At 40.8% G+C, this 18972-nt stretch carries 15 protein-coding genes; 5 read left to right on the top strand and 10 right to left on the bottom strand.

Annotated elements, in window-relative coordinates; all coding sequences use genetic code 11:
- Positions 1-29 precede the first annotated feature (29 nt).
- From OO007_RS13930 to OO007_RS13910, 5 genes are read right to left on the bottom strand one after another with little or no spacing between them, the layout of a single operon-like run.
- Positions 30-1022: a methylenetetrahydrofolate reductase gene (locus OO007_RS13930; RefSeq protein WP_325809256.1), complete on the bottom strand. Its 993-nt coding sequence runs from the start codon at positions 1020-1022 to the stop codon at positions 30-32.
- Positions 1022-1525 (bottom strand): methylenetetrahydrofolate reductase C-terminal domain-containing protein, encoded by a 504-nt coding sequence (locus OO007_RS13925; protein ID WP_325809255.1) that lies wholly within the window; start codon positions 1523-1525, stop codon positions 1022-1024. Before OO007_RS13925 ends, OO007_RS13930 begins: the two co-directional genes overlap by 1 nt.
- Entirely contained in the window at positions 1510-1842 is a 333-nt protein-coding gene (locus OO007_RS13920; protein ID WP_325809254.1) for a virulence factor, read from the bottom strand. Before OO007_RS13920 ends, OO007_RS13925 begins: the two co-directional genes overlap by 16 nt.
- Positions 1842-2609, bottom strand: a complete 768-nt coding sequence (locus tag OO007_RS13915) for a DUF1638 domain-containing protein (RefSeq protein ID WP_325809253.1) — start codon at positions 2607-2609, stop codon at positions 1842-1844. The genes OO007_RS13920 and OO007_RS13915 overlap by 1 nt, the downstream gene beginning before the upstream one ends.
- Entirely contained in the window at positions 2506-3222 is a 717-nt protein-coding gene (locus OO007_RS13910) for a corrinoid protein (protein WP_131906708.1), read from the bottom strand. Before OO007_RS13910 ends, OO007_RS13915 begins: the two co-directional genes overlap by 104 nt.
- A gap of 278 nt (positions 3223-3500) precedes the next feature.
- Here OO007_RS13910 and OO007_RS13905 point away from each other — a divergent pair, with 278 nt between their 5' ends.
- The gene (locus OO007_RS13905; RefSeq protein ID WP_299881047.1) at positions 3501-3881 is read left to right on the top strand and encodes a carboxymuconolactone decarboxylase family protein; all 381 of its coding nucleotides are present in this window, start codon (positions 3501-3503) and stop codon (positions 3879-3881) included.
- Positions 3882-3940: 59 nt separating this feature from the next.
- Here OO007_RS13905 and OO007_RS13900 read toward each other — a convergent pair whose 3' ends face one another.
- Entirely contained in the window at positions 3941-5212 is a 1272-nt protein-coding gene (locus tag OO007_RS13900) for an MFS transporter (protein WP_325809252.1), read from the bottom strand.
- 327 nt (positions 5213-5539) lie between these two features.
- On the opposite strand from OO007_RS13900, the gene OO007_RS13895 reads away from it, so the two are divergent.
- Positions 5540-6250 (top strand): hypothetical protein, encoded by a 711-nt coding sequence (locus OO007_RS13895; protein ID WP_325809251.1) that lies wholly within the window; start codon positions 5540-5542, stop codon positions 6248-6250.
- Between the two features lie 32 nt (positions 6251-6282).
- Here the strand turns inward: OO007_RS13895 and OO007_RS13890 are convergent, their stop codons facing one another.
- Together OO007_RS13890 and OO007_RS13885 are read right to left on the bottom strand one after the other, a co-directional pair.
- Positions 6283-6648, bottom strand: coding sequence for an HIT family protein (locus OO007_RS13890; RefSeq protein ID WP_131906704.1), 366 nt, complete (start codon positions 6646-6648; stop codon positions 6283-6285).
- A gap of 71 nt (positions 6649-6719) precedes the next feature.
- Entirely contained in the window at positions 6720-9797 is a 3078-nt protein-coding gene (locus OO007_RS13885; protein ID WP_325809250.1) for an Ig-like domain-containing protein, read from the bottom strand.
- Between the two features lie 301 nt (positions 9798-10098).
- Here OO007_RS13885 and OO007_RS13880 point away from each other — a divergent pair, with 301 nt between their 5' ends.
- Both OO007_RS13880 and OO007_RS13875 read left to right on the top strand, forming a co-directional pair.
- Complete coding sequence (locus tag OO007_RS13880) at positions 10099-10968, top strand: NUDIX hydrolase (RefSeq protein ID WP_325809249.1); 870 nt, start codon at positions 10099-10101, stop codon at positions 10966-10968.
- Positions 10969-11015: 47 nt separating this feature from the next.
- A complete protein-coding gene (locus tag OO007_RS13875) occupies positions 11016-12407 on the top strand; it encodes a leucyl aminopeptidase family protein (RefSeq protein ID WP_325809248.1) in 1392 nt (463 codons plus the stop codon).
- Between the two features lie 113 nt (positions 12408-12520).
- On the opposite strand, the gene OO007_RS13870 is transcribed toward OO007_RS13875, so the two are convergent.
- Positions 12521-12979, bottom strand: a complete 459-nt coding sequence (locus OO007_RS13870) for a hypothetical protein (protein ID WP_325809247.1) — start codon at positions 12977-12979, stop codon at positions 12521-12523.
- 137 nt (positions 12980-13116) lie between these two features.
- Positions 13117-13569 (bottom strand): tetratricopeptide repeat protein, encoded by a 453-nt coding sequence (locus OO007_RS13865; RefSeq protein WP_325809246.1) that lies wholly within the window; start codon positions 13567-13569, stop codon positions 13117-13119.
- A gap of 541 nt (positions 13570-14110) precedes the next feature.
- Here OO007_RS13865 and OO007_RS13860 point away from each other — a divergent pair.
- Positions 14111-18972, top strand: a 4862-nt coding sequence (locus OO007_RS13860; RefSeq protein ID WP_325809245.1) for a beta strand repeat-containing protein, incomplete at its 3' end; no start/stop codon positions are given.

Below are 18972 nucleotides of genomic sequence, written 5' to 3'. Positions count from 1 at the left end.
ATCCAAGGTACAGCAAATGAATATTCAGATTACTCAGCCTGATCTGGGTGCCAAGGAATTCTATCTCCTAAAACGCCAGATTTTAAAACGATGTCTTTTACAGAGGATTCTTGTCTGTATGCCATCACGTGTACTCCTGCAACACCTTCGATTTGTTTTAGTTGTTGCATGAGCTCGATACAAATTTGCTGACCTTCCTGTTTCGGGTTTTCAGCATCTTTCAATCTTTTTATGACCCAGTCCGGGATATGAATCCCTGGCACGTTGTCACGTATCCAGGTCGCAGAACGCGCTGACGCCATAGGACCAACTCCGGCTAAAATAAACACTTTATCTAGTAAGCCTTTATCACCAGCACGCGCCATATATTCTTTAAATACCGGAATATCAAAACAGTACTGTGTTTGTATAAACTGTGCGCCAGCTTCGATTTTTTTTGCCAAACGATCAACCCTGAATTCCCTGGGTTCTGCAAAAGGGTTTGCGACAGCGCCAAGAAAAGAATGGGGTGGTGTATCAAGTTTACGCCCGCTTAAAAAACGTTTCTCATCACGCATTATTTTAATCGTTTGAAGTAGTGTCATTGCATCAAGGTCAAAAACGGGTTTAGCCTCTGGATGGTCACCCGCCTGAACACCATCGCCAGTTAAGCAAAGCATATTTGCCACACCCATGGCAGAGGCACCCAAAACATCACCTTGAATAGCGATACGGTTTTTATCTCGACACGAAATTTGCATCACCATCGAATAGCCTTTGCGGGTTAGCAAAGAGCATACGCCAACACTCGACATATGACAGTTTGCACCTGAACCATCTGTGGCATTAATGGCATCCGTGACGCCATCGAAAAGGGCTGCTTGTTTATAGACTTCTTGCGGGTCTGCAGAATCTGGAGGCGCCATTTCAGAGGTGACGGTGAAATGTCCTGCGCGTAAAATACGTTCTAATCGACCAAACGAATTGTGCCCCGGTAATATGCTCAGGTTTTCTCCTGGGATAGGTTCGTCCGAGAATTTCATTAAACCTCATCCTTCACTGTTAGATGTTTTTCACGAACCTCTTTAAGCCATGAAGAACGTCCTTTAAGACTATGATCTACCGCAATTTGTACATTTAAAATAGATTCTCTTGACCCAGCTATTGATTGATTATTGTTGATAATTTGATCGCCACGCCAGGCTTCAACCCATACACAACGCATCTCGGGTTTTACTTCGCAATTGCCGTTAGCCCTCACGCCACCACAAGGACCATTTCTTAATGTTTTAGGGCAATTCATGGGGCAGGACATACCGGTTTCATGAAGTACGCATTGACCACACATTTGACAGTCAAAGAGTAAGCCTTTTACGTGTTTCTCAACAAAGGCGACAGGCTTTTCAACACGCTCATAACCTATTAGTTTCCAAACAGGGTGCAGGGCACTTAGAGTATTTTCTAATATTTTATAAACGCTATTGAAGCTCTTCGCATGACTCACTGTCCATTTACGAACCGAGTACATTTTTAAGCGTCTCCGCATGGGTTTGCCTGATCTGTGTTTTCTGGGAGTAAGCCTTTGTTTCTGACAATGCTATCGAGTTTTTCATCAGTGAACTCTGCTTCAATCTGATTAGCTACGCTTTCCACAAGTTCGTTTATATCACCTTCTTGTTTGGTATTTGTGCGCTTCCAGTCCTCAAGATAAGCATCACTATCGATTTTCTTAGCGCGCATAGCAGCGCGGTCAATTGCTTCTTGAAATCGAGCGGGTAATAGCTTTTTTGCTCGTTTACGTCCTTCCTGAACGGTGACTTGCGATGGAATATCGCGCCAATAAATGATCACTACTTTAGGCACTAGGCTGTTTTCTCCAGTGAAGTGTTTAATGTCAGGTTTTCAATATTAATAACCTGATTTGATATTTTATTTAATTCGTCTTCCATTTCACCATAACCGGTGAAAATGCGCTCATAAGCAAGACCAAGACGAGATGCGGATTCCTCAGCTTTCTGATCGAGTTCCGGGTTATCGGTTTGCGCTAAATAAATAAGTTTTTTGTAATTGCCAAAATACATTTCAAGCAGTTCCGGCTTACGATCAAGACCTAGCATTTTCCACACATAGGTCTCGAAATGCTGGGTAAGGAAATCAGTGAGATAAAAAGTGCCAATTTCGGCTTCATGCAAGTCATTAAAGGCATCATGACCAGCAAAAAACTGATAACAATGTGCCCCAGGTAATCTGCTTGTGCCGGTTTCTTCTAAAACAACATCTAATAAGCCACCAGTGCCGCAATCCCCATAAGCGACGAGAATTTCCCCGTCGTTATGTGTTCGAATTTGTATGATTTTTTCGCGAACTGCATCAGGTATTAATGCCGGTGTTGAATGGTATTTCGCGGGTAGACAGTCAATATTAAAATGATCCCATTGGTTTAATGTTTTCAAAGCAACAAGCTCATTCGCGAGTGCACCACAAGCGATAATATTTACAACTTGTTTGGGATCAGATTTCATTACATTAGCTGGCTCTGCGCAGAGCAACCTGCTCTTTGGCAATATCAACGGCAGAAGCCGCATCACGACAATAGGCATCGGCACCAACTGCTTCACTAAATTCTTCATTGAGTGGTGCACCGCCAACGAGCACGATGTAATCTTCACGCATGCCTTGTGCAACCATCTCATCGATGACAACTTTCATATACGGCATAGTTGTGGTGAGAAGAGCTGACATTCCCAATATATCCGGTTTGTGTTCTTCAAGCGCCGCGAAGAAATCTTCGGCAGACTGATTAATACCAAGGTCGATCACTTCAAAACCAGCGCCTTCCATCATCATTTTTACCAGATTCTTACCGATATCATGGATATCACCTTTAACGGTGCCAATAACCATTTTACCTGCACGACTTCCGTCTGATGCAGATAGAAGAGGGCGCAAAATTTCCATTCCGCCTTTCATGGCATTCGCTGAGGAAAGCACTTCGGGTACGAATAAAATACCATCTCTAAAATCGATGCCAACGATGGTCATGCCACCTACTAAGGCTTTGGTTAAAACATCTCCCGCTTCCCAGCCACGTTTTAATAGAATTTCTGTTCCTTCAATAACTTCTTCTCTGAGACCGTCATAAAGATCATCTTGCATTTGCTCGACTAATTCATCGTCATCGAGTGCATTTAAATCAATATCTTCTTCGTCATCATAGTTTGAATCATTATCGTTTTCAGCCATATCTAAACCCTGTAAAAGTGAACCTGATTAGTGAGCGCATTTCTGTATCTTTATTAAGTGTATGGTTTAACCATTATTTATGCTCCAGAATTAACGACTTACCGTTATCTGATTACGACGTACTCAGGTGAAATTACAAAATCTTTTATTCATATCGTGGGCGAAGGCTCTATGGGTGATATAAAATTTATGAGTTATTTAAAAGTAAAATTAAATCAAAACGCAAACTAAACTAAAAGTAAGGTTGATTATTAAACGCGAGTGAGAGGAAATAAGTTATGGATAAAGAAAGATTTGAATTGGGATTAAACCAACGGAAAGCGACGCTAGGTGCGGAATATGTGGAAAACACGCTTCAATCCGCAGATGATTTTAGTCGACCGTTTCAGGAAATGATGACCGAATGGTGTTGGGGGTTCGGTTGGGGCGATGACGTAATCGATCTCAAAACACGATCACTGATGAATCTCACCATGATTGCGGCATTAGGCAAAATGCAGGAATGGGAATTACACCTGAAAGGCGCGTTAAAAAATGGCGCATCGGTTGAAGAAATTCGGGCGGCTATTCATGCGATTGCGATCTATTGTGGCGTGCCACAAGGGGTAGAATGTTTTCGTATTGCGCGAGAGGTTTTAGAAGCAGAAGGTAAGCTTTAATCCAAAAAAGTGCCTCAAAGTAGGGGGGGTGACTAATATTGGTTCTTAAATACCTTATTTTAAGTCGTTGCCAGTTGTGGTTGGCGTTTTGCCCATGGTCGTTCATCAATGGGCAAATGGATAATTGCTGAGAACCCGCCTACACCAACACCAATCCACCACACAATATTGTAGTTACCGAATAGATCGTAGAGGCTGCCACCCAACCAGACACCGAGGAATCCGCCGAGTTGGTGTGAGAAAAATACCAGTCCATAAAGCGTGCCCATATAACGTAAGCCATAGATATGCGCAATCAGACCCGAGGTTAATGGTACCGTTGCTAACCAGAGTGCGCCCATAGTGACAGAGAAAAATACCACAGAAGCAGGTGTTATCGGATTAAGAATAAATAGCGCAGCGATAATTGTGCGCAACATGTAAATGCTTGCTAATAAATACTTTCTTGAATATCTGCTTCCGAGCCAGCCAGCGAGTAAAGTGCCGCCAATATTAAACACACCGATGATGGCTATCGATAACGCCCCAAGTGTTGTGGTGCTCGAAACCCCAAGCGTTTGCATGATGCTGTCGGGCGAAATAACGCTACACATTTCCGCAATAAACGCGGGGAAGTGCGCGGTGATAAATGCAAGCTGGTAACCACAGGAGAAAAAACCGAGGAAGATAAAAGCAAAGGTAGGGTCTTTAAAAGCCTTCTTTAAAACAGTACCGAGGGATTCATCATTTTTTTCAACTTTAGGTGGCGGTGGCACGCGCATAAAGGTTAATGCGAATAACGACAATAAGATAAACCCTGCAAACATCATGAAAACAGATTGCCATTGCATGCTTTGAAGCATGGCTTGCGCTAACGGAGGCCCCACAATCTGACCAGCAGAACCCGCTGCCGTTGCGATTCCAAGAGCCATGGAGCGGTGTTTATCAGATGCGGCGCGCCCAACGACCGCTAAAATGACGCCGAAACCAGTTCCGGCAATTCCAAAACCAACCAGAATTTCCAGAAACTGGTGTTGACCAGGGGTAATCGCAAACGAAGAAAATATCAAACCTGCGGCATAAAAAAGTGCACCCGTGATAATCGCTTTACGGTCGCCATATTTCTCTGCAAGTGCACCAAAAATAGGTTGTCCGATACCCCAGAACAGATTTTGAATGGCAATGGCAAAAGAAAAATCAGCCCTTAACCAGCTGAATTCAGTGGCGATAGGAATTTGAAAAACACCAAATGAAGCCCTGATAGCGAAGCTCACCAGAATAATAATACAGCCCGCAATTAATACAGGCGTAAATAAAGAAGCACTCTTGGTTGTCGTGTCAGCAGTAGTCATAAAAACGATGTTTAGGGAGAAGTAGCTTCTCGGATTAATTTATTATAGACACAAACGGAGTCCTGCCTAGTTTTTAGTGATAGTTTGTTTAACGATGATCAAAATAGTCTTATTACAAAAATATATCTAATTGTTAATACAGAAGGCTATCATCACTAAATCGGATTGGTTTAGCTTCGCATCCTATTGCTTCGTTCGATGAGATAAAAAAGTGCCTCAAAGTAGGGGGGTGACTTAAACAATAATATGCACCCATAGTGATACTTAATTTTTTGCAGGATCATGTTAGCATAACGCTTCTTCAACCTAGTCCAATGAGAACCATTAATGGAAGACAAAATCGATGGGGTTTTTTATCCCAGTGAAAACCCGGGCGCGCATGAACGTCACTTAATAAGACGCAATAACAATGTATTGTTTGGTACACGTCAAACTGAAGTCGACAGTGATTCTTTGCAAGAAAATCAGAAAAAAGATCACGATATTTTGCAGCAATTCATGTCAGATTTTCGCGACTTGATGACTCAGGCCGTTTCTCTTGATTTGAATGAAGACAGCGACGTCATTCTGAAAATTAAAGACCGTCTGGATAAGATGTATGCGGCGTCAGTCAGTGTTGCGGATGATCAGAGCAGAGTGAAAGAGTCGATTAAAAAGTTATTGGCTGTGATTATGCAATCTGTGCGTCAGGGAGCGGGAACGGACTCTCATGCATTGCAAGAACTAGATCAGGAAGATGCTGCACGAAAAGCAAATTTTGCCTTTTTAGAATCTAATTTAGTGGCTGATATTCTGGACCCTGATTCACCAATCGAAAATGTTGATTTGGTACCTACGTTATTATCAGCAGAGAAAGATGACTTGGCGTTGGCAACTCAGTTATTTGATGAACAGCAAATGGAATATGTCTTATCTCAAAGCGAAAGCTTAGTGACAAAGTTAGATGCAGAAGGTCATGATGTAAAACAGGCTGCTGAAAATTACGTATTTATGGAAGGCTTCATGACATTCTTAAAAGAACAGATGGCTCCCAAATAGTCTTTTAATAACATCAGATGCAAAGCATATATTTAAGGCAGTTTTTGTAATAATTGCTTTATGAAAATATCCATATCCGGGAAGCTTAGATTGGCTTCTCGTTGTTTTTTGCCCCACATCGGTTCGGGGAAAAAACTATCTTCTTTAAAGCGCGCCATAATGTGCCAATGCACCTGAGGTAAATAATTGGCGAACGATGCGATATTGATTTTTTCAGGTTTGAAGTATTCCAGCATCTCTCGTTCGATTAGATCAAGCAGCATCCAGATTTGTTGCTTTGTTTCCTGATCACAATCGGTCATTTCTTTGCTGTTGTCTTGAGCAAAAATCTTCAGCCATGGAATTTCAGAATCTTCTACTTCTATGCGTATGTGTTCGTTTTGGTAAATGCTAGTCATTTGCAGAGTTAAACACGGATGCAAAAAAAAAGCCAAGGAGATTCCCTGGCTTTTGGTGTATGAAAATTGAGTTACTCAGTAACTGTGATCGTTACATTACCTGAGCCGTTGTGCCCATGGCCATCGTGAACACCGTAGTAAAAAATATCAGTGCCTATAAACCCAGCATTAGGGGAGTATAAAACACCACCGCCACTCTGTTTAACCACGGTACCATTATCAGGAGGGCTGATTTGATCAAGTATCAAAACATCACCATCAGCATCGGAGTCATTGGCTAATACATCAATAAAGATTGCAGTGTTCTTAGGCGTAGTGACAACTTCATTGGTAATAGAAGGGTAAGCATCGTTACCGTCATTAGGGTCAGTGCTAGCAACTGTTAATGCTGCTACATCTGTACCACCTCGACCATCAGAAACCGTGTAGAAAACTGTAATACTTCCAATATTTCCTTCAGGATTAAAGAGAATCGTACCATCGTTATTCAGGACAGCTGATCCAACCGTAGGTTGAACGATTGACTGAACTGATAACGTGTCACCATCAGGATCTGTGTCATTGGATAATACATTGACTAATACGGTCTTATCGAAATCTACATCTGCCACATCTTCAACAGCATCAGGGGAATTGTTTGGTACCGTAACAAATACTGTAGCTGTCGCTGTAGCTCCACTTCTATCTTGAATAGTATAGGTAAATGTATCTGTACCCGTAAAAGTTGAATTTGGCGTGTAATCAAGCGTTGATGGTGTATTTCTAGCTACAGTTCCATTACTTGGTTGAGTGTAATCATTGGTAAGGTCAGTGCCATTATTATCTGGGTCAAAGTCGTTGTCTTTTACTCGAATTCGTAAAGTATTAATACCATCAGTAGTTACATTATCATCAACAGCCACTGGAGGATTATTTTTAGTAACGACAATAGTTACAAGGGCCTTATCTGTTCCACCATTTCCATCGCTAATAATATAAGTGAATGTATCAGTTCCTAAGAACCCAGTGTTTGCCTTATATCTAATAAACGCTGAATTTGAATTATAGGTAACAGTTCCATTTGAGCCTTGAGAAATCTGTATGATTGCTAAATTGTCTCCATCTGGGTCAAAATCATTACGTAATACACTTATTGATGCTTCATTAGTTTCAACTGTTGTTACTGAGTCATCCTTTGCTTCTGGGTCTTGATTTGGTATTGACTGAACCGTAATTGTTAATACAGCAGATGCAGTTCCTCCGTTGCCATCACTAATTTTATAAGAGACTGAATCAGTTCCTGTGAAACTTGTGTTTGGTGTGTAAATAATATTTCCACCAGAACTTACAGCTTGACCATTTCCTGCTTCGCCAACACTAGAAATACTTAACGTATCGCCATCAGCATCACTATCGTTCTCTAATACATTAACTGCAATTTGCGTATTATAAGGTGCGCTGGCAGAGTCATTTTTAGCAATAGGTGCACTATTAGTTGGTGCTGCTACCTCAACTGTTACAGTGGCTACATCTTCGTAAAGTCCTGTTGCTACATCTGCGATTGAATAGCTAAAGGTGTCTGTACCCGTAAAGTCTACATCGGCTTTATATTTTATTTTATTTGAAACAATAGTCGCCGTTCCGTGACTAGGAAGTTCATCTATAAGAATAATTTCAAGTGCACTACCAGAATAAGAAATATCATTTGCCAGTACATTTATAGTGATGGTTCCTGCATTAGCCACAGTGATGCGGTCGGCATTTGCTTTCACTTGATTAGAGTTTGTTGGAAATAGCAAGGTATAAACAGGCATTGCTTGCTCAGGAATCTGATACATCACATTCCAGTTTTCATCACGACTCATAAATGCCATTGGAATTTTATTCCCTAGATATTCAAAGTCTGACTTTTTGATGGCGACTTCCAGAATATTTCCTGCTTTAACAAACTCTGTATCACCAATTGTATAGTCCCATGCCCATAGCGCTGAGTTACTTGTTGATTTATCGAGTGAGTTGTTTTCTAACATATAGTCAGCACCTGCCGACCAGCCACTCATGTGTGCGGCTAGATCTAAGCCGGTGCTCGCTCTATTATCGTTATCCATGAAAATTTGAGTGTTTTCATTGAGGTTATCGGCGTTTACTAAAATATAGATTTTTTCAGCATCATCGGTGACCTTCATGATGCCATTTGATGAGCTCGTTAAGGTCGGTATATTTATCCAATCTGAAGCATTTCCGTCAACAGTAATGCCTTCAGGCGTAACTGCTGTGATTTCAATTTTTCGAGTTTTTGTTGCTTTATTACCTGCATTATCTTTAACGCTATAGTTAACAGTGTAACTACCTGCTACAGCAGTGTTTACATTTGATGAGATAACAATACCTGTACTTAAATCACCATCGATATTGTCAATAGCTGTTGCACCTAGTTCACTATAGGTAGACCCAACTTCAAGATTAAGTGGATTTGCACCAATCAAACTAAGAACTGGCGCTTCTATATCTACAGGTGTTGTTGAGCAATAAGATAGGGTGAATGACTGCATCTTCGCAGAAATTGGGTAGAAGGTTGCTATATTCCAATCATCATCGCGAGTCATTACACCCACGTTTAGGTTGTTACAGATGTCACCAAGTAGGGCGAGATCGATATTGATTTTTAATTTATCAATGCTTACTGCATAAGTGATATCGCCTGCATTTGTATCCCAACTCCAGGTGGTGTCGTTTGCGGTTGATTTGAATAGGTCACCGTCTTCTATGATGAAATCGACCCCACTTTGTGACCAAGCCTGATTTTCAAATTGAAAACCTGTTGCAGCGGTATTGTCAGTATCCAGATAGATTTGAACATGATCACCATGACTTAAATTATCAGACTGAATGGTAATGAGTAATTCATTGCCAACCACTTCGACTTCTAAGTCGGTATCGCTTTGGGGCGTTAGTAACGGAGCACTTTTCCAGTTAGTGGTATTCACTATTCTCGGCAGTGCGGTGACTGATGGTGCATCACTGATAACAACATCAACAGTGTCATTTGAGTTTGAATTATCGGTTGAGTCAGATGAAGCAGACGAAGAGCTTCCACCTCCGCCACAGGCACTTAAAATTATAGATAATGATGCAGCAAAAACGATAGATAGAGATCCATTCAGTTTCATCAGTGAGTCCTTTCAGTATGAAATATAGTGTGTTTGAACCATTGATAGATTCAAGCGAAGGAATTATAGGGGTAATAAAGAACAGAGTTTTCGAATCACTCTAAACTAAAGATAAGGGGTTGTATTCATTGGATGTAAGGATTTTATGCAAGCGTGGAACACGAGCTTGGTATGCAAGCCCATTAATGATCTTATGCGCAGATAGATTACAAATTGCATCGTTGCAGACATCGCTCTATTATCGACTTTTTCCAGAGTCTTGTGTTTAATTGACAAGACTAAGTAGGCGATAGTAAATAGAATGAGTTTTCTCGATCATATCAAGCAGTGTAATCATTATAATCCACTGAATTACATGCCATTTCTTGTGAATGGTATTCAATATGGATGGGCAAAAAAAGAGTTTGTCGAACAGCTAAAAACCTATGACAAGGTTTTCGCTATCGAATCAGATTGTCTAACGATTAATCCTGCTTTAAGCACTTGTGAAGAGCGTAGTGCCGCAATAAAACCTGTGTTGGAACAACTCCACAAAGAGGGTGTTATTGATACCTGGGTGAATGAGCTGTATGCCATTACCAATCATTTCGGTGATGAGCCTGCGGTGCTAATTGAAAGAGCATCCGTCAGCTACTTTGGAGCACGAGGTTATGGAGTACATATCAACGGTCTGGTAGAAAAAAATGACGGTGTGTACATCTGGATTGCAAAACGTGCCAAAGATAAACCGTTCTGGCCCGGTAGTCTTGATCAGATCGTCGCAGGTGGTCAGCCTGCTGGAATAAGCTTGATTGAGAACGTCATCAAAGAGTCGGCAGAAGAAGCGGCAATCCCAGAATCTATTTCAGCGAAAGCCGAATTAATGAGCGAAATTCATTATCGGGGTGAAACGCATAGCGAAAAGAATAGAGGGTTAAATGTCGATACATTGTTTAATTATGATTTATGGCTACCCGACGACTTTACACCCGTCAATACCGATGGCGAAGTTGATGAGTTTATCTTGATGTCACTAGAAGAAATGGCAGATATCACAGATACAAGTAATGACTTCAAGGCTAATTGTAACCTGGTCAATATAGATTTATTAATCAGACGAGGTTTGATAAGCGAAAGCCACCCAGACTATAATGAAATCACACAATTACTGTATGCCCCCGCGGCACTGTAATCTGTCTTTTTAGAAAAGATTATTAACGAACACAAACTGAGAAATTTATGAGCTATACCACCGAGAATAACCACAGTATTCCTTTGAATCCTGTGTCTAGCAGTGAACTTGAAACTACTTTAAAACAGTACCCAGAAAACGTATCAAAATGGGTTGTGAGTAACGGTTTCGAGGCCAAGCCAGATCAGTTTTGTGTCGTGCCAGATGCAAATGGTGCGCTATCAATGGTATTTGTCGGTGTTGAAGAAAACATCACCAATAAACCTGAATTATTAATGTGGTCAATAGCTGGTTTACCAAAGAGTTTGCCTGCGGGTCAATACCATCTGGAAGCGAACTGGTCAGAGGCTGAGAAACTAAAGGCCACTATCGGCTGGGGACTTGGCGATTACAGTTTCGATTTCTTTAAAGCTGATTTCCTGGAACCTAAAGAGAAAGCCGTATTGCGCGTTGAAGAGCAACAGCTGGATGAAGTAAATGCCTTTGTAGATGCATTCACACTCGTTAGAGATATGGTCAATACACCAGCAAACCACATGATGCCAGCAGATATGTCTTCGCTAGTTCAAGAGTTAGCCGAACAACACGATGCAACTTTTAGTGAAGTGGTCGGTGATGATTTACTGGAAGAAAACTTTCCCGCGATACATGCGGTAGGTCGTGCCAGCGATCACGCACCAAGACTTTTGCAAATGAATTGGGGTGATGAGAAAAACCCAGTACTTAGTTTGGTCGGTAAGGGCGTTTGTTTTGATACAGGTGGCCTTGATTTAAAACCATCCAAGTTTATGCGTAATATGAAAAAGGACATGGGTGGTGCAGCGCATGTGTTAGGTCTGGCGCATTTGATTATGAGCAGAAACCTACCTGTTCGACTTCAAGTATTGATTCCGTCTGTGGATAATGCGGTTTCAGGAGATGCCTATCGTCCGGGAGATATCATTGATACCCGCGCACATAAAACCGTTGAAATCGATAATACAGATGCTGAAGGTCGCGTTGTATTGTGTGATGCATTAGCCCTGGCGTGCGAACAAACGCCAGATTTAATCATCGATTTCGCCACCCTGACTGGCGCTGCTCGTGTTGCCGTAGGTACAGAAATACCGGCACTCTTCAGTAACACCGATTCAGTTATTGCTGATTTACAAAAAGCCTCGAAAGAATCCGGCGAGTTACTATGGCCGTTACCTTTACACCAAGGTTATCGTTATCAATTAGAAAGTGCAGTCGCCGATATGGTGAATAGCTCATCAGAAGGTTACGGTGGTGCGATTACTGCAGCGTTGTATCTCAATGAATTTGTTACTGAAGGAACTCAGTGGGCACATTTTGATGTGATGGCGTATAACACAAGAGATCGTGCAGGAAGACCGAAAGGTGGCGAAGCGATGGGCTTATTGGCTACGTTTGCTTATTTAGAAAGCCGTTATTCTTAATCTACGAATTAATCTAAATCTAATTAGTCGTACAAAAATCTAAATACACCCCCCACTTATAAGGCTTTTTTTAAATAAAGCCTTATAAGTGGGGGGGTGTATTAGTTTATAAATTAGTGTTCGGAAGGCTTTTCAGGTTTATAAAACTGAATAGGCTGTTCTTGTTGCGATTGTTCATAACTTCTATCGTAGATGAATTCGATAGAAATTCCGCCGTCTTTTCCTTTCGAAGTTACATCTTTCTCACTGCTATCCTTCGCGCCTTCTCCTTCAGTACCTTCGCACTGTATTTGTTGTAACTCTGGCATGCGTTTTCCCAGAAAAGTACACATCGCAATCGCCTGGTTAAAATCCTGTTTTAATAATGCATTGACCAAAGAGTTGGCGACAAATTGTGCGCGTTGCAAAGGGTTGGGATTTTCGATAAAGGTATCTCCCAGCTGAATACCCTGATTCATGCGTTCATCCATACGATCCAGGTATTGCCGTTGTTTTCCGGGAAGCGGTTTATTTCTATCAAATTCTAATACGGGCTCTTTATTGAAAATGACGAGTAACTTGTTATCTTGCATGGCTATTAATCTTGCGTTGCTAATTATCCTGAAACACTTTTAAGCGCTGGTAAAAAAGTGCCCCAAAGTAGGGGGGTGACTTTAATTATATTTGATAATCTATCGAGAATACTTAAACAGATGAAGGAAGAAATAGTTTAAGCAAGATCATCAAACCCCGCCGCTTTATACAACTCTTTAGCCTTTTCTGCATTCTGTTCAACGCCTTCACCTTGTTCATACATCATCGCAAGCGTCGTCATTGATCCTTGCAAACCTTGTTCTGCTGCTTTTTCAAACCACTCAACGGCTTTCGCTGAATCTTTCACAACACACTCACCTTGCATATACATAAAACCTAAACCGTGCTGGGCGATTGGATAACCTTGCTCGGCAGATGCCGTCATCATTTTCACTGCCTGCGTGGGGTTTTCAACAGTCCCCAGACCATTTTGATACATGATCGCCAGCATGTGTTGTGCGTGCGCATCTCCATCGTTGGCAAAGGGAGAAAGTAATTGCATCGCGCGGGAAAAGTGTTTGGCTTCAAAAGCGGCGAGGCCACTGGAAAAGTCCATTTCTTGGTTATCAGAGCGTGTCTGTTCAGTCATATTATTTTCACTATTAAGGATTGATAAATAGAGTTCTAAGTTTGAATTTTAGCTGGAAATTACTGGTGATTGAATATCTCTAAATACCCAATAAATACGTTTTCAGAGAGAAAGTTGGGTCATAAAGGATGCATTGCTTTGTTTATAAAGAGAGTGATCGTTCAGGTTCAAAAAAAAATTAAAAATATTTTTACTGGAAATTCATCTTGTTTTTCTGCGGCTAAAAATAGACTTGGATATAAAAATATATATTTAATTATCAGTCCATTAAGAGGTCTTATGAAATCATGTTATGGGATGAGAATTAATCTTATATTTAATGCAAATGAGAATGATAAGTATTGGATTCATTCAGTTCGTTCATTTTAAATTCAGTAACAATAAAATAATATTGCATGCATAAACATTGCATAGCAGCATTTTGCAGATTTATTGTTAACGTCTTCTCGTTCAATGAAAAAAGTAGATTGCTAAAAATAAAAATTTATATCTACACATTTAATATTCCATAAATAACTAAATAAAATACACGGGTTTGGGTATGGCATTTCTAAAGGAACTTCAATTTCTAGTTTTCTCACTTTTAGCTAAAAAAACAAATAAAAATAGAGCTAAAAACAATTTTGAGGTTATACAGAATAGTCGTATTAATCATACGAACGGCCCATCAAATAATATAAAAATTAGACCCTTAAATTCTAAAAAAATTACAGCATTAGTATCATTATTCCTGTTTGCGTTTTTAACTCCTAACATCGGTTTTGCTGAAACAAGAACTTTAAATCAGGCAACTGCGATAACTAGCGGTATGAGACTTTGTGATTCGGCCGCTGAGTATTGTGTCGATATCACTCGTAATTCATCAAGTTCTCTGGGTGCATCTACGGTATTTGTCCCGGGATCGACGCCAACAATAGGGTCGACAGGTTCTGACGTAGGAAATGATGAGTTAATAACTCTTGATTATGCTGTGTCGGCATCATCTCTACCATTCGAGTTAGATGATATAGCTATTGAAAACATCCAGAGTCTGACTGCGGGTAAAAGTTGTGTAATCGGAGCGTTAGGTATTGAAATTCTCTGTACATACAGCGCTACGAATATCAGAGATGCCTATGCATGGTCAGCGCCAGGCAGCTGGACACTAGGCACTAATCCAGGAGGTGCCGTAGTTTCTGTAAATACCGGAAATTCGGATAATGTGGGTTCATTTCTGATTAATGATCCTGACGGGGATAACAATCTAAATCTCATCGGACAATTTACTGAGTTACCTGCAGATGCGACATCCGTATTGTTGAATATGAAAGGTGAAGAGAATGGACATACCGTCGGTTACAATTTAGATACGCCTACTAGTAGCCTGAAAATGTATATTTTCAATTCAGGTGGTGGTTTGATGTCGTGGTCTTTTGAACCATCTATGACCATAACTCTGGATACTACTGCTCCTACCGTTAGTGTCGATATTGTAGATACTGAGCTAAACGACTCCGATCTGGAATCATCAGTAATCTTCACCTTTAGTGAGCCAACTTCAAATTTTGATAACAGCGACATCACCTTAGTAGGAGGTGTTTTAAGTAATGTTACAACATCAGATAACCTGACTTATACCGCAACATTCACGGCTACTGATGGATTGAGCACAACAGGCTCTGTCACGGTAGATGCTGATAGTTACACCGATGCGTCAGGCAATTTAGGTGCAACGGCTACAGATTCGGTTGCAATTGATACTGTAAATCCATCCGTGAGTGTTGCTATTGCGGAGTCTGATTTAAACGATAGTAGCAACATATCATCGGTAACTTTCATTTTTAGTGAAGCTACAACTGATTTTGATAACGCTGATATTGCCTTAGTGGGAGGTAGCTTAAGCGCTGTAACAACGTCGGATAATATTACTTACACAGCTAACTTCACGGCAATTGATGGCGAGAACACAACAGGTTCAGTCACTGTTACAGATGCGAGCTACACAAATGCAAATGGTAATGTAGGAACATCAGCTTCAGATACTGTCGAAATCGATACTGCCAACCCATCCGTCAGTGTTGATATTGTAGACACTATTTTGAACGGTGCTGATAATGAATCTTCAGTTATCTTTTCTTTCTCTGAAGCTACTACTGACTTTGATAATACCGATATATCGGTGGTAGGAGGTACATTAAGTAACGTTTCAACATCTGACAACATCACTTATACCGCAACATTTACTGCAACAGATGGGCTTAGTTCAACCGGTTCTGTGACTGTTAATGGAGATAGTTATACTGACGAAAGCGGCAATTTAGGGGTAACAGGCACAGACACAGTTGCTATCGATACTATTAATCCTTCTGTTAGTGTAAACATTATTGATTCCAGCCTAAACGATGGGGATAACGAATCTACAGTTACTTTCACCTTTAGCGAAACCACCATAAACTTTGATAATACTGATATTACTTTAGTAGGCGGCTCTTTAAGCGGCGTAACAACATCAGACAATATTACTTATTCAGCCACTTTTACAGCTACAGATGGTTTGAGCACGACAGGGTCTGTGACAGTGGATGCGAATAGCTATAGTAACGGCACTGGTAACCTTGGCACAGCCGGTTCAGATACGGTGATAATAGAGACAATTAACCCATCAGTCAGTGTCGACATTGTTGATACAGCGTTAAATGATGCCGATAAAGAATCATCAGTAACGTTTACTTTCAGTGAAGCGATTACAGACTTTGATAATACAGATATCTCTTTAGTAGGCGGTACTTTAAGCAATGTGACGACGTCGGATAACATTAATTATTCGGCTACCTTTACTGCAACAGACGACACTAATACCACCGGTTCTGTGACCGTAACAGCAGGCAGTTATACGAATACAGCAGGGAACTTAGGAACTACTAATTCGGACACTGTCGTTATCAATACAGGAAACCCATCAGTCAGTGTCGATATTATTGATGCTAACTTAAACGATGCCGATAGTGAATCTACAGTAACTTTTATCTTTAGTGAGGCGACTACAGACTTTGATAACAGTGATATCACTGTAGTAGGTGGTAACTTAAGTAACGTCAGCACATCTAACAATATTACTTATACCGCCACCTTCACAGCAACAGATGGTGAGAACACAACTGGCTCGGTAACTGTTAATGAAAGTAGCTATACAAGTGGCGCTGGTAACCCCGGAGCCTCAGGTACAGACACAGTCGCAATCAATACATCTAATCCATCAGTGAGTGTTGACGTCGTCGATACAGAGTTAAACGATAGTGATAATGAATCAACGGTTACTTTTACCTTTAGCGATGAGATAACTGACTTTGATAATAGTGATATTACTTTAGTAGGTGGCAGCTTAAGCAGCGTAACAACATCAGACAATATTATTTATTCAGCAACATTCACGGCTACTGATGGATTGAGCACAACGGGCTCAGTCACAGTAGATGCTGATAGCTATGCAAACTTAGCTGGAAATTTAGGAGCCACAGGTTCAGATACGGTTGCCATAGATACTGTCAATCCATCCGTGAGTGTCGATATTACAGATACAAATTTGACTGATGTTGATAATGAGTCATCAGTGACTTTCACCTTCAGTGAAGCGACAACAGATTTTGAAAATAGCGACATCACAATAGAAGGGGGTAGCTTAAGTATCCTAACAACATCTGACAATATTACTTATTCAGCTATCTTCACGGCTACTGGTGGTACTAATTCAACAGGTTCTGTAACTGTTGATGCAGGCAGTTATACAAACGCTGCTGGTAACTTGGGTATAGCAGGTTCAGATACAGTAACAATTAATACCACTAACCCATCCGTTGTTGTAAACATTGAAGACACTGATTTAAACGATACCGATAGTGTATCAAATGTCACTTTCATATTTAGTGAAGCAACATCAGATTTTGATAACAATGATATCACTCTAGAGGGCGGTACCTTAAGTAACGTTAGTACATCTGACAATATTAATTATTCAGCAATATTCACCGCAACAGATGGTGTTAATACGACTGGTTCAGTGACGGTTGATGCCGGAAGCTATACAAATTCAAGTGGAAATTCAGGTACAACAAGCACAGATACTGTTGCTATTGATACCGTTAACCCATCAGCAAGTGTCGATATTACAGATAGTAATTTGAGCGACCTTGATAATGAATCCAATGTGACATTCACCTTCAGTGAAGTGATAACAGATTTTGATAACTCCGATCTTACTCTGGTAGGAGGAACGTTAAGTAACGTCAGTACATCTGATAACATCATTTATACCGCAACCTTCACCGCGACAGATGGTGTCAACACTACGGGATCCGTGACAATAAATGCAGGTAGCTATACAAATGGCGGTGGGAATTTAGGTACAACAGCTGACGCTACGGTAGCTATTAATACCGCTAATCCTTCGGTGAATGTGGATATTACTGATACTGAATTAGATGATACTGATAATATTTCTAATGTAACCTTCGCTTTCAGTGAGGCGACTACAGACTTTGATAACAGTGACATTACATTAGTAGGGGGCACACTAAGTAACGTCAGCACATCTGATAACGTTATTTATACCGCTATCTTTACCGCAACAGACGGCTTGAGTACAACTGGTACGGTCACCGTAAATGCAGGTAGTTACACAAATGTTGGGGGTAATAGTGGGTCAACAGGAACAGATAGCGTTTCTATCGATACTGCTAATCCATCTGTAACTGTCAATATCGAAGATACTAATCTGAATGACGCTGATCTTGAATCAAATGTCACTTTCATATTTAGTGAAGCAACACCAGATTTTGATAATAGCGACATCACAATAGTAGGGGGTACCTTAAGCACTCTAACAACATCTGACAATATTACTTATTCAGCGACATTCACTGCATCGGATAGTGTCAACACGACAGGGTCAGTAACTGTAGAAGCAGATAGCTATAGTGATAATGTTGGTAATCTGGGTTCAACTGCGACAGATACAGTGACGATTAATACTGAAAATCCATCGGTAAGCGTAAACATCGTAGACAGCACATTAAGTGACGCTGACAATGAATCGACAGTAGTATTTACCTTTAGTGAAGCCACCGCAGACTTTGGTAATTCTGATATTTCGTTATCTGGTGGCACTCTTAGCAATGTAACAACTTCCGATGGAATTACTTATTACGCAGTATTTACCGCAACAGATGGTTTGAACACGACGGGTTCAGTCACCGTAGATGCGGATAGTTATAGTAATGCAGCTGGGAATTTAGGAACTGCTGGTTCTGATAATGTGGTAATCGACACTTCTACAGATACCACAGCACCAGATGCACCAACGCAAGTGATTACGGTAAACACTGACGGTACACTCAGTATCTCTGGTACGGGTGACCCTGGAAATAC

It is taken from the genome of Cocleimonas sp. KMM 6892 (assembly GCF_035798195.1).
In the GTDB taxonomy this organism is placed as follows: domain Bacteria; phylum Pseudomonadota; class Gammaproteobacteria; order Thiotrichales; family Thiotrichaceae; genus Cocleimonas; species Cocleimonas flava.
The sequence above is the reverse complement of the archived record's forward strand: the minus strand, read 5'-3'. Positions and strand labels throughout refer to the sequence as shown.